9 protein-coding genes are annotated in these 11,776 nt (G+C 65.4%); 7 read left to right on the top strand and 2 right to left on the bottom strand.

Features of this window, described 5'->3' with window-relative positions; genetic code table 11:
- Nucleotides 1-122: 122 nt before the first annotated feature.
- Genes LHP98_RS15655 through LHP98_RS15675 form a run of 5 tightly spaced genes read left to right on the top strand, consistent with a single transcriptional unit; the run spans nt 123 to nt 7,130 of the window.
- The gene (locus tag LHP98_RS15655) at nt 123-2,009 is read left to right on the top strand and encodes an extracellular solute-binding protein (protein ID WP_227253480.1); all 1,887 of its coding nucleotides are present in this window, start codon (nt 123-125) and stop codon (nt 2,007-2,009) included.
- Nucleotides 2,010-2,030: 21 nt separating this feature from the next.
- A complete protein-coding gene (locus tag LHP98_RS15660) occupies nt 2,031-3,191 on the top strand; it encodes a microcin C ABC transporter permease YejB (RefSeq protein WP_227253481.1) in 1,161 nt (386 codons plus the stop codon).
- Nucleotides 3,192-3,193: 2 nt separating this feature from the next.
- Nucleotides 3,194-4,303, top strand: a complete 1,110-nt coding sequence (locus tag LHP98_RS15665) for an ABC transporter permease (protein ID WP_227253482.1) — start codon at nt 3,194-3,196, stop codon at nt 4,301-4,303.
- Nucleotides 4,300-5,901: an ABC transporter ATP-binding protein gene (locus LHP98_RS15670; RefSeq protein WP_227253483.1), complete on the top strand. Its 1,602-nt coding sequence runs from the start codon at nt 4,300-4,302 to the stop codon at nt 5,899-5,901. The genes LHP98_RS15665 and LHP98_RS15670 overlap by 4 nt, the downstream gene beginning before the upstream one ends.
- Nucleotides 5,898-7,130: a glycosyltransferase gene (locus LHP98_RS15675; RefSeq protein ID WP_227253484.1), complete on the top strand. Its 1,233-nt coding sequence runs from the start codon at nt 5,898-5,900 to the stop codon at nt 7,128-7,130. The genes LHP98_RS15670 and LHP98_RS15675 overlap by 4 nt, the downstream gene beginning before the upstream one ends.
- 225 nt (nt 7,131-7,355) lie before the next feature.
- Here the strand turns inward: LHP98_RS15675 and hemN are convergent, their stop codons facing one another.
- Nucleotides 7,356-8,711, bottom strand: a complete 1,356-nt coding sequence (gene hemN / locus LHP98_RS15680; RefSeq protein WP_227253485.1) for an oxygen-independent coproporphyrinogen III oxidase — start codon at nt 8,709-8,711, stop codon at nt 7,356-7,358.
- A 66-nt stretch (nt 8,712-8,777) separates the two neighbouring features.
- Here hemN and fnrL point away from each other — a divergent pair, with 66 nt between their 5' ends.
- Nucleotides 8,778-9,524 (top strand): transcriptional regulator FnrL, encoded by a 747-nt coding sequence (fnrL, locus tag LHP98_RS15685; protein ID WP_227253486.1) that lies wholly within the window; start codon nt 8,778-8,780, stop codon nt 9,522-9,524.
- 385 nt (nt 9,525-9,909) lie between these two features.
- On the opposite strand, the gene LHP98_RS15690 is transcribed toward fnrL, so the two are convergent.
- Nucleotides 9,910-10,305 carry a helix-turn-helix domain containing protein gene (locus tag LHP98_RS15690; protein ID WP_227253487.1) on the bottom strand — a complete coding sequence of 132 codons (396 nt, stop codon included), beginning with the start codon at nt 10,303-10,305 and terminating at the stop codon, nt 9,910-9,912.
- A gap of 337 nt (nt 10,306-10,642) precedes the next feature.
- Between LHP98_RS15690 and LHP98_RS15695 the strand changes: the two genes are divergently transcribed.
- Entirely contained in the window at nt 10,643-11,737 is a 1,095-nt protein-coding gene (locus LHP98_RS15695) for a hypothetical protein (RefSeq protein ID WP_227253488.1), read from the top strand.
- The last annotated feature ends 39 nt before the right edge of the window (nt 11,738-11,776 follow it).

The raw sequence follows: 11,776 nt of genomic DNA on the forward strand, positions 1-11,776 counted from the left end.
ACGGCCAGGCGCGGCCGGTTTGGCCGTTCCTCACCAAAGCCTCACGCATTCGCGCCTTTCCCATCGACAAGGGCCGCTCTACCATCTTGAATGGCAGCGGAATTCGGTCGGCGGAGGGGATGATGACGGCAGGCAGGCAGGCGGCGCGGCGGGCAAGTGTCGGGGGATGGCTTCTGGCCGCGGCGCTGACCTTGGCGGCCGCCCCGACCCGGGCCGAGACGGTGATCACCTCGCATGGCATCTCGACCTTTGGCGAGTTGGAGCTGCCGGCCGACTATCCGCACCTGCCCTTCGTCAACCCCGATGCCCCCAAGGGCGGCGAGATGAGCCAGTGGGCCATGGGCGGGTTCGATTCGATGAACCCGTTCTCGGTGAAGGGCCGCGCCGCCGTGGGGTCCAGCATCATGCTGGAATCGCTGCTGACCACCACCTATGACGAGATCGGCGCCAGCTACTGCCTGCTGTGCAAGACCATGGAATACCCCGAAGACCGGTCTTGGGTGATCTTTCATTTGCGCGACGACATCCGGTTTTCGGACGGCACGCCGATGACGGCGGAAGACGTGATGTTCAGCTATGAGACCTTCCTGACCAAGGGCCTGTCCGACTATCGCACCGTGCTGGCGCAAGAGGTGGAAAAGGCCGAGGTGCTGGACCCGCTGAGCATCAAGTTCACCTTCAAGGCCGATTTCCCGAAACGCGACCTGCCACAGGACGTGGGCGGTCTGCCGGTGTTTTCCAAGGCGCATTACGTGGCCAACAAGCTGGACCTTGAGGAATCGTCGATGACGCCGCTCTTGGGCTCGGGGGCCTATGTTCCCGACAAGATCGACATCGGCAAGACCATCACCTATCGCCGCAACCCCGACTACTGGGCGCGCGATCTGCCGGTGATGAAGGGCCAGTCGAATTTCGACGTGCTGCGGTATGAATACTTCGCCGACCCGAATTCGGCCTTCGAGGCGTTCAAGGCCGGCACCTATGCCTTCCGGATCGAGACCTCGTCCAAGCAATGGGCCGAGCAATACGATTTCCCGTCGATCAACGACGGCACCGTGGTCAAGGTCGAACTGCCCTCGGGCGCCAAGGCCAGCGGGCAGGCCTTCATGTTCAACCTGCGCCGGACCACCTGGCAAGACCCCAAGGTGCGCGAGGCGATCCGGCTGATGTTCAACTTTGACTGGTCGAACCAGACGCTGTTCTACGGGCTGTACGAGCGGATCGATTCCGTCTGGGAAAACTCGTGGCTCGAGGCGACCGGCACGCCCTCGCCCGAAGAGGTGGCGATGTTGCAGCCGCTGGTGGACCAGGGCCTGCTGCCCGCCGCGATCCTGACCGACCCGGCGGTGATGGCCCCGACCTCGGGCGCCGACCGCCAGCTTGACCGCAAGAACCTGCGCGCCGCCTCGGCCCTGCTGGACGAGGCGGGCTGGGTCGCCGGCGACGATGGCAAGCGGCGCAATGCGGCCGGCAAGCTGTTGACGCTGGAAATCCTGAACTCGAACCCGCAGTTCGACCGGGTGATTGCGCCCTATGTGGAAAACCTGATCGCGCTGGGGGTCGATGCCCGGCTGGAAACCATCGACCAGGCGCAATACGAAGTGCGCACCCGCAACCCGGCCTATGACTTCGACATGATCACCGACAACGCGCGGTCGGGCTATTTCTCGGGGCCGGAACTGAAGCAGTTCTACGGCTCGGAAACCGCCGATGTGTCGGTGTTCAACATCATGGGGCTGAAGTCGCCCGCGGTGGACAGGCTGATCGAAGTGGTGCTGGCGGCCAAGAGCAAGGATGAGCTGACCGTGTCGACCAAGGCGCTGGACCGGGTGCTGCGGGCGGAAGGGTTCTGGGTGCCGCAATGGTACAAGGCCAGCCACTGGGTGGCCTATTACGACATGTACGAACACCCCGATCCGCTGCCGCCCTATGCGCTGGGCGAGACCGGCTTCTGGTGGTACAACGCCGAAAACGGCGAGGCGCTGAAGGCCAGGGGCGTCTTCCAATAACCACAAGAAACGGGCAGGGACTTGGGCGCCTATATCCTTCGACGCTTGCTTCTGGTGATCCCGACGCTGTTCGGGATCATGCTGATCAACTTTGCCCTGACCAATGTCGTCCCCGGCGGCCCCTTGGACCAGATCGAGGCCCGGCTGGAGGGCGAGGGCGACGCGATCAAGAACCTGGGCGGCGGCGAGGATGCGCAGAAGGATGCCGGTGGCGGCGGCGCCGAGGGCGAGGGCTATATCGGCGGGCGCGGGTTGTCGCCCGAATTCCGCGCCAAGCTTGAGGTGCAGTTCGGCTTTGCCCGCATCGTCTGCGCGCCGGGCTATGTGGGCGAACCCACCATCAAGGCCCCGGAGTGCATGAAGGAAGACATCCCGTTCTGGGAACGCTTCGGCATCATGATGTGGCGCTATCTGCGCTTTGACTTCGGCGAAAGCTATTTCCGCGACATCAGCGTGATCGACCTGGTGGTGGAAAAGATGCCGGTGTCGATCTCGCTGGGTCTGTGGTCGACGCTGATCGCCTATCTGGTTTCCATCCCGCTGGGCATCCGCAAGGCGGTGCGCGACGGCAGCCGCTTCGACACCTGGTCGTCGGGCATCATCATCGCGGCCTATGCCATTCCCGGCTTTCTGTTCGCCATCCTGTTGATGGTGCTGTTCGCCGGCGGGTCATACTGGCAATGGTTCCCGCTGCGGGGGCTGACCTCCGAGGGCTGGGAGGACTTCAGCCTCTGGCACAAGATCACCGATTACCTGTGGCACATCACCCTGCCGGTGACGGCGCAGCTGATTTCCAGCTTTGCCACCCTGACCCTGCTGACCAAGAACAGCTTTCTGGACGAGATCAAGAAGCAGTATGTGATGACCGCCCGCGCCAAGGGCCTGTCGGAACGCCGGGTGCTGTATGGCCATGTCTTCCGCAACGCGATGCTGATCGTGATCGCGGGGTTCCCGGGGCTGTTCCTGGGGGTGTTCTTCGGATCGTCGCTGATCATCGAGATGATCTTCTCGCTGGACGGGCTGGGGCAGCTGGGCTTCAAGTCGGCGGTGGAACGCGACTATGCGGTGATGTTCGGCACGCTGTTCGCCTTTGGCCTGATTGGCCTTGTCGTCGGCATCCTGTCCGACCTGATGTATGTCTTCGTCGATCCGCGCATCGACTTTGAAAAGCGGTCGGGCTGAGCATGGCGCTGTCGCCCCTGAACCAGCGCCGCTGGCGCAACTTCAAGGCCAACCGGCGGGCCTACTGGTCGATGTGGGTCTTCATCGTCCTCTACGGCCTGTCGCTTTGCGCCGAGTTGCTGGCGAACGACCGGCCGCTGCTGGTGAAGTATCAGGACGGCTACTACATGCCCTTCCTGCGGTTCCACTCCGAAAAGGATTTCGGCGGCGACCTGCGGACCGAGGCGAACTACACCACGCCCGAGGTGCAGTGCCTGATCGTCACCGGCGGATCGCTGGACTGCTGGGACGACCCCGAGGGCATCCGGCTTGAGGCCGAGACGAAGGGCACCGCCCTGGGCGAGCCGATCCAGAAGGGCTGGCTGCTGTGGCCGCCGATCCCCTACAGCTACAACACCATCGTCAACACCGGCGGCGCGGTGCCGGGGCCGATGACCGACCAGAACTGGCTGGGCACCGACGACACCAGCCGCGACGTGCTGGCGCGGGTGATCTACGGCTTTCGACTGTCGGTCACCTTTGCGCTGATCGTGACCGCGCTGAACGCGGTGATCGGCATCATGGCCGGCGCGGTGCAGGGTTATTTCGGCGGCCGCACCGACCTGATCTTCCAGCGGATCATCGAGCTGTGGGGTTCTGTCCCGTCGATCTATGTCATCATCATCCTCACCGCCGTCTGGGCCAAGTCGTTCTGGCTGATGGTGGCCCTGATGGTGCTGTTCGGCTGGACCTCGCTGGTGGGCGTGGTGCGGGCCGAATTCCTGCGGGCCCGCAACTTCGAGTACGTCCGCGCCGCCAAGGCCTTGGGCGTGCCCGACTGGCAGATCATGTTCCGCCACATGCTGCCGAACGCCATGGTCGCCACCCTGACGATGATGCCCTTTCTGGTGACCGGCGCGATCGGGTCGCTGGCGATGCTCGATTACCTCGGCTTCGGGTTGCCGTCGTCATCGCCCTCGCTGGGGCAGTTGTCGCGGCAGGCGCAGCAGAACCTGCAGGCGCCGCATCTGGCCTGGGTGTCGTTCTTCACCTTCGCCACCATGCTGACGCTCTTGATCTTCATCTTCGAGGGCGTGCGTGATGCCTTCGACCCGCGGAAGACCTTCCGATGACCATCCTGGATGTCCGCGACCTGTCGGTCAGCTTTTCCCAGGATGGACGGGTGATTCCGGCGGTGAAGGGCGTCAGCTTCACCGTGGCCAAGGGGGAAACCGTCGCGCTGGTGGGCGAAAGCGGATCGGGAAAATCCGTCACGGCGCTGTCCACCGTCGGCCTCTTGTCCGACAGCGCCACTGTGTCAGGGCAGGTGCTGTGGCAGGGCCGCGACATGCGCGGGGCCTCCGGGGCCGAGTTGCGGGCGGTGCGCGGCAACGACATCAGCTTCATCTTTCAAGAGCCGATGACCAGCCTGAACCCGCTGCACACGATCGAGCGGCAGATCGGCGAAAGCCTGGCGCTGCATCAGGGGCTGACCGGCGACAGGGCGCGGGCGCGCATCCTGGATCTGTTGCAGAAGGTCGGCATCCGCGAGGCCGAAAGCCGGCTTTCGGCCTATCCGCACCAGCTGTCGGGCGGCCAGCGCCAGCGGGTGATGATCGCCATGGCGCTGGCCAATGGCCCCGAACTGCTGGTGGCGGATGAACCGACCACCGCGCTGGACGTCACCATCCAGGCGCAGATCCTGGACCTGCTGGCCGGGCTGAAGGCCAGCGAAGGCCTCAGCCTGCTGTTCATCACCCACGATCTGAACATCGTCCGCCGCATCGCCGACCGGGTCTGCGTGATGCAGGGCGGCGAGATCGTCGAACAGGGCCCGGCGGCCACGGTCTTTGCCAATCCGCAGCACCCCTATACGCGGAAACTGCTGGCCGCCGAGGCGAAGGGCTTGCCCGACCCGGTGGCCGCCGAGGCACCGGAAATCGCCCGGGCCAGCGACCTGCGGGTCTGGTTCCCCATTCAGCAGGGCTTTCTGCGCAAGACGGTGGGGCATGTGAAGGCGGTGAACGCGGCCAGCTTCAGCGTTCGCGCCGGGGAAACCCTTGGCATCGTCGGCGAATCCGGCAGCGGCAAGACCACGCTGGCGCTGGCGGTGATGCGGCTGATCGGGTCCGAAGGCCGCATCGGCTTTCTGGGCCGCGACATCACCACCGTCGGCCGCGCCACCTTGCGCCTGTTGCGCCGGGAAATGCAGATCGTGTTCCAGGATCCCTTCGGCAGCCTGTCTCCGCGGATGACCGCCGAACAGATCATCGCCGAGGGACTGGGGGTCCACGGTGTCGATCCCGGCCGCAACCGCCGCGAGATGGTGGCCGAGATCATGGCCGAGGTGGGGTTGGACCCCGCCATGATGGGCCGCTACCCGCACGAATTTTCCGGCGGCCAGCGCCAGCGCATCGCCATCGCGCGCGCCATGATCCTGCGGCCCAAGCTGGTGGTTCTGGATGAACCCACATCGGCCCTGGACATGACGGTGCAGGTGCAGATCGTCGATCTGCTGCGGGCCTTGCAGCGGAAATGGGGCCTCGCCTACATTTTCATCAGCCACGACCTGCGGGTGGTGCGGGCGATGTCGCACAAGGTGATGGTGATGAAGGCGGGCGACGTGGTCGAGGCGGGCGAAGCGGCGGCGGTGTTCGCGGCGCCGCAAAGCGAGTATACCCGCGCCCTGCTGGCGGCGGCCTTCGCCCTGCCCGAGAAGGGGGCGGCATGAAGATCCTGTTCGTTCACCAGAACTTCCCCGGCCAGTTCCTGCATCTGGCCCCCGCGCTGACGGCCCGTGGCCACGACGTCCGGGCGCTGACCGATGCGGCCAACACCCGCAGCTCGCAGGTTCCGACCTGGCGCTACACCCACAAGGCCGAAAAGGTCGATCCGGCGGCCACACGGCTGGGGCGCAACTACACCACCATGTCCGACCGCGGCGTGACCGTGGCCCGTGCGGCCCAGCAACTGCGCGAGCGTGAGGCCTATGTGCCCGACGTGATCGTCGGTCATTCCGGCTGGGGAGAGACGCTGTTCCTGAAAGATGTCTGGCCCGAGGCGAAACTGCTGGTCTACGCCGAGTTCTACTACCGCGGCCGCGGCGCCGACGTCGGCTTTGACCGGGAATTCAGCCCGCCGTCGTTCGATCAGGTGATGATCGCCCAAGGGAGAACGGCGCATCTGGGCCAGGCGCTGTTGCACGCCGACCGCGGGCTGGCGCCGACGTTCTGGCAAGCCTCGACCTATCCGGCGCCGCTGCGGGCGATGATCGACGTGATCTTCGACGGGGTGAACACCGAGACGGTGGCGCCGAACCCGGCGGCCAAGGTCACCTTGCCGTCGGGCCAGGTGCTGAAGGCCGGCGACGAGGTGCTGACCTTCGTGAACCGCAACCTGGAACCCTACCGCGGCTATCACATCTTCATGCGCGCGCTGCCAAAGGTGATGGCAGCACGACCGGCGGCACAGGTGGTGATCGTCGGCGGCGACGAGGTCAGCTATGGCGCGCCGCCCAAGGGCGGCAAGGGCTGGAAGGACGTGATCCTGGACGAGGTGCGCGACCAGTTGGACATGGGCCGGCTGCATTTCCTGGGCAAGGTGCCCTATGCGCAGTTCCTGAGCCTGATCCAGCTCAGCCGGGTGCATGCCTACCTGACCTATCCTTTCGTGTTGTCCTGGTCGATGATCGAGGCGATGGCGGCGGGCTGTCTGGTGGTGGGCGCCAGGGTGCCGCCGGTGGAAGAGGTGCTGCGCGACGGTTTCAACGGGCGGCTGGTCGGGTTCTTCGACGTGGCGGGCTGGAGCCAGGCGCTGATCGAGGGGCTGTCCGAGCCCGAACGATTCGCAACCCTGCGCACCAATGCCCGCAAGACGGTGCGCGACCGTTATGACCTGAAGTCGGTCTGCCTGCCGAAGCTGATTGCGCTGATCGAAGGCCTGGGGCCGAAGCCTGCCTGACTGCCAGGTGACTGGGGTTGATCCGGCAGAGCGGCGCGAAGGCGCGCCGCAGGCCTTTCGTCTCGACGTCGCGGGTTCCCCGCGCCGCCTCGGGTGGCGGGGGTTTCACACCCCCGCACCCCCGTGGGATATTTGTGGACAGATGAAACGGGAAAGCCCTCTCATTTTCATCTGTCTGAAAATATCCCGGGGGTCCGGGGGGCTGGCCCCCCGGGTGGGTTGCGGTCAGATCGCGGCCGAATGCTGGGCCTTGGACTGGTCGTAGGCGTCGAAGACGCGGGCGACCATCCGGGTCAGCGGCTTGGCGCGGTCGGGGATGATCAGCACGCCATCCTCGATCTTCAGCATGTCCTCGAAGCCCGAAGCGGCATCGCGGAACATCTGGTCGACATAGCCCGGGGTGACACCATAGTCGCGCACCAGTTCCCGGCGGTCGACGCGGAAGTCGCACATCAACGCCTCGATGATGCGGGCGCGCAGCAGGTCTTCGCCGGCGAAAGCGTGGCCGCGGTGGGTGGGGAATTGGCCGCTGCGGATTGCCTTGGTGTATTCCGAGGTGCCCGAGGCGTGCTGGGCAAAGCCCTGCGGAAAGCGGCTGATCGACGAGGCGCCGAGGCCGATCAGGGCGGAGGCGGTGTCGTCGGTGTAGCCTTGGAAGTTGCGCCGCAGCTTGCCAGCCTTGAGTGCGACGGCAAGGCCGTCGTCGGGGCGGGCGAAGTGGTCGATGCCGATTTCTTCGTAGCCGTCCCAGAGGAACAGCTTGCTGGCCGTCTCGAACAGTCTGAGCCGTTCTTCCGGCGTCGGCATTGCGTCCGAGGGGATCATCTGCTGGCGACGGCTCATCCAGGGGACGTGAGCATAGCCATAAAGCGCCACCCGGTCGGGCGACAGCGTCAGCAGCTTCTGCACCGAATCGGCTATGCGGGCGTTGGTCTGGTGCGGCAGGCCATAGAGCAGGTCGCAGTTCAGGCTGTTCACGCCGCGGGCGCGGATCTTCTCGGCGATCTCGCGGGTGATCTCATAGGTCTGGTCGCGTCCGATGGTCTTCTGGATTTCCAGATCGAAATCCTGCACCCCGATCGAGGCGCGGTTCATCCCCGAGGCGACCAGCGCGTCAAGCCGGGCGTCATCGACCTCGTTCGGGTCGATCTCGACCGAGAACTCGCCGCCTTCGGCCAGGGGGGCCACGGCAAAGACCGCATCGGCGAGGGCGCGCATCTCATCAGGCGGAAGCATCGTCGGGGTCCCGCCGCCCCAGTGCAGACGGGACAGCGTAACGCCGCGCGGCAGGTGCCGGGCCAGCATCGCGATCTCGGCCTTGAGCGTCTGGGCATAGGCGATGACCGGATCGTCGGACGAGGTGCCCTGCGTGCGGCAGGCGCAGAACCAGCACAGGCGCCGGCAGAACGGCACGTGCAGGTAGAGCGAAATCTGGGATCCTTCCGGGACCGCCTCGATCCAGGAGGTGAAGTCGCCAGGGCCGATCGACGTGCCGAACTGGGGCGCCGTGGGGTACGACGTATACCGGGGCACCCGCGCGTCAAAAAGACCGAGGCGCGTGAGTTGCGCATCTGTTGTCATGCGGTTACCTTTAGAGCCGTCGGGGAGTGGCAGCCTTGATGCAGATCAATCGTGGAAAGGCCCGGCATGTCCCTGCATGATCTTCCGGCGGTGCACCAGGAATGCGGCGATTGTCCGATCCGGCATCGTGCTGTCTGCGCGCGCTGTGAGGCAGACGAACTCGCCCGGCTGGAGCAGATCAAGTACTACCGCAGCTACCAGTCGGGGCAGACGATCATCTGGTCCGGGGACCGGATGGATTTCGTCGCCTCAGTCGTGACGGGCATAGCCACGCTGACCCAGACGATGGAGGATGGCCGGCGGCAGATGGTGGGGCTTCTGCTGCCGTCGGATTTCGTCGGGCGGCCGGGACGGAATCTCGCGGCCTATGACGTGACGGCGACGACGGATGTGGTGATGTGCTGCTTCCGCAAGAAGCCATTCGAGGACCTGATGTCCTCGACCCCGCACATCGCGCAGCGCCTGCTGGAGATGACGCTGGACGAACTGGATGCAGCGCGGGAATGGATGCTGCTTCTGGGCCGCAAGACCGCGCGCGAGAAGATCGCCTCGCTGGTGGCGATCATCGCCCGGCGTGACGCGGCACTGCACCTGCGGCGGACCAAGGGGGAACTGGTGGTCGACCTGCCGCTGACGCGCGAGGAGATGGCCGACTACCTGGGGCTGACGCTGGAAACGGTCAGCCGGCAGATCAGCGCGTTGAAGCGGGACGGGGTGATCAGCCTGGAAGGCAAGCGCCACGTGACCATCCCCAACTTCGACCGCCTGCTGGAAGAGGCGGGCGACGACACCGACGGCGGCATGCTGGTCTGAGTGTCCCATGATGGGACACGTCGTCGCCTGAATGAAATCAAGCACTTGGCCGGGCGGTTTAACCTTCTGTTAGGAAACCGTGAGGCGCGACCCATTGCTCGGGACCTGCCGCGGGCGATTGAGGAACCTTTTGCCGGGTTTGTTGCCGTTTGAGTCCAACGGGTTGGGGCTGGGGAATTCCGGCCCCGCCGGTTACCCGGGGCGCGACTTCTAAGATATTGATTTTGTTTGAACTGGGGCCGAGCAGCGAAACGGCTGACAAGACTCACCTCGCCGCGGACTGTTGGTTGTCTGCGAGCAGGGCAGCGCAGGGGGGCGCGTCTTCCGAGTCCCGAACGGACATCTCATTGCAGAGGTCTTTGCAGGCCCGCGCCGAATGGACCTGTCATGATGCCGCAGCCGCCATCGACTTCTCAAGGAACGCCCGACAGTCAGTGGCCACGTCCCCGAAGTCGTGGACCAGCCGCATGACGGCGATCCGCATTGCGGCGCGTTCAACGTCAGTCATTTCACCATAGGATTGCGCTTGAGCGGCCCGGTTGCCTTGCCCGTCGGCAATCCTCCGGTATCGGTCCGGCAGGCTGTCCCTATTGCGCCGGTTGGCGACGGAGCTTCGGCGGATCAGAAGACGCGCCGCAAGCTCGGTGTCGGTCTTGACCCGGAAGCGGGCCTTCGACGTCTCAATGACCTGAGCCGCGCTTTCCACGATTGACCGTCTCTTCGTGACCCTGTGGGGTTCACTGTGAACAACGCCACCCGAACCTGAGAAGCTGCGTGCCATGAATGAACCTTCCGGTAGCCTGCTGAAACAGATTCGAGCCAAGCTTGTGAGGCGCGGCTCATCCCTCAAGGCGTTCTGCGAAGAGAATGGCCTTGTCCGGCAACACGCTGGGCACGTCGTGGTGGAGAAGCGCTCAGGACCGAAGGCAAAAGCACCTCTTGTCTGTTTCCTTGAGACGGTCCGGGAGACCGCTTGACGCATCCGGCGCCTGCCGAAAAGTCTGCGGCAGCTAGGGGCATCAAGGTCGGTGCCGCACAGGTCGCCGTTCAGACGGCTGCAGACGGGAAACCATGAAAGGGTCATGACCTTCCGGTGATCGCGCGGACGGGTCAGTCCGTTGGTCGCGGCCTGGCAACGGAATGAGCAGGCGGACCGGCTGCGGATCATCGCGCCGATTCCGGACGCGCCCAAGCTGCCGGCAAAGCGGGCGGTGGCATATCGGGCGGTTGCAGCGCATGTGCATCTGGTCCCGGGCGTTCGCCCCCGGCATTCCGAGACGGCCCTGCGGGATTGGGTGCTGCGGCAGGAGAGAGGAGGCGCGGCCAGGCGTGCGTCTGCCGCACGGTCGGTCAAGGGCGCGGCGCGGGTGCTGGTCACGCGGGAACGGGATGCAGGGATCGACCTGCCCATGGACCGGCGCACGGGGATCGCGGAGCGGTTGGTTCGGAAAGCGCGGCGGCTTGCAGGTGACGTGCTTTGCCGGCTGTGCCTTCAGGCGGGATCGCGCCTTCCGGTGGCGGCGCTTCGCGGCCTGGGCCAGCGCAACACCCAGTGGGCCGGGCGGGTCGATCTGGACAACGGGCCCGAGTATTCGGCCCTTGCCGAGGCGATGGGGCGGCTGTCCTGGCTGGCGCGGGGTCCATTCGGCCTGACCCTTGCCAAGCCTTGCAGCCCGACGTCGAAGGGGTCGATCGAAGGGCTGTTCAACGTGCCTGAACAGGTCTTCAAGGGCCTGCCGAGGTGGATCGGCGGGCGGCGCGACGACAAGAAGACCGCCAACGAGGGCAAGGTGGTCGCGCCCTGTGCGAAGGGCCTGGAACCAGCTTGTCGAGGACATTCACGCCTGCTTTGCCATCTGCAACAGCCGTCCGCAGGGGCCGGGAAGACGCCTTGCGGGGCTGGCGCCCAAGGAAGCGCAGGAAGTGAAGATCGCCGCGACCGGCCTTGTCGCGCGGGTGCCCGTTGCGGAGGCAGCATCCTGCACATGACCGTCGTTGCCCTGGAACCCGGGTCGCACCGCGACTGCGAGGTGCTGTCCGAAGCCGAGACGCGCCTGGGGCGCTGGCGGAGGGGGGCGGCTGAGGACCGGGAATCGGAAGCGGAACAGCGGTGCGGAACGGAGCTTCGGACTGATCACGAAACCCCAGAAGGCGATTCTGCCCTTCGCCGCGTCGAAGCTTGGGCCGTGCGAGGCCGAACATGCCCTTGGTGACATGCGCGTGCAAAGCCAGTACAGCGCCGCAGGGCCCGT

The sequence above is a fragment of the Rhodobacter sp. Har01 genome (genome assembly GCF_020564565.1).
Lineage (GTDB): Bacteria > Pseudomonadota > Alphaproteobacteria > Rhodobacterales > Rhodobacteraceae > Pseudogemmobacter.